Source organism: Pseudomonas viridiflava, from assembly GCF_900602065.1.
Lineage (GTDB): Bacteria > Pseudomonadota > Gammaproteobacteria > Pseudomonadales > Pseudomonadaceae > Aquipseudomonas.
The window spans coordinates 1-650 of the sequence record NZ_UWFN01000136.1; the positions used below are offsets into that span (position 1 = coordinate 1).

General features: G+C 59.8%; 1 protein-coding gene and 1 pseudogene. Both read left to right on the top strand.

Annotated features, from left to right (window positions below; all coding sequences use genetic code 11):
• Positions 1–301 (top strand): murein hydrolase activator EnvC family protein (locus EE949_RS08320; protein ID WP_164666716.1); only part of this gene is annotated, 301 nt, incomplete at its 5' end.
• Between the two features lie 33 nt (positions 302–334).
• Positions 335–650 (top strand): annotated as a pseudogene (locus EE949_RS08325) (peptidase S41); the annotation flags it as partial.

Below are 650 nucleotides of genomic sequence, written 5' to 3' on the forward strand. Positions count from 1 at the left end.
CGTCATGATCAGCGCTTCGGCCGGAAGTCAGGTACATGCCGTGCACGGAGGGCGAGTGGTTTTCGCTGACTGGTTGCGCGGCGCAGGGCTTCTGGTCATTCTCGACCATGGCAATGGCTATTTGAGTCTGTACGGACACAATCAGAGCCTGCTCAAGTCGGCAGGCGATATCGTAAAAGCCGGTGAAGCGATTTCCACCGTAGGCAACAGCGGCGGTCAGGACACATCAGCGTTGTACTTTGCTATTCGTCAGCAGGGTCGCCCAAGCGATCCAGCCCAATGGTGCCGCACTCAAGGATAAGTCGGCACCAATATCAGTAGGAGCTCGTTAGACATGCTGCATTTGTCCCGCCTCACCTCGCTGGCCATGGCGATTGCCATCGTTATCGGCGCGCCGCTGGCGCAAGCTGCCGAAAAGACCACGCCAGCTCCGACAGCAGCAGTCGCTCCGGCCAATGCCAACGCCAAGCCGCCGCTGCCGCTCGAAGAGCTGCGCACGTTTGCCGAGGTCATGGATCGGGTCAAGGCCGCCTACGTAGAGCCGGTGGATGACAAGACCCTGCTGGAAAACGCCATCAAAGGCATGCTCAGCAACCTTGACCCGCACTCCGCCTACCTCGGCCCGGAAGACTTCCAGGAGCTGCAGGAAA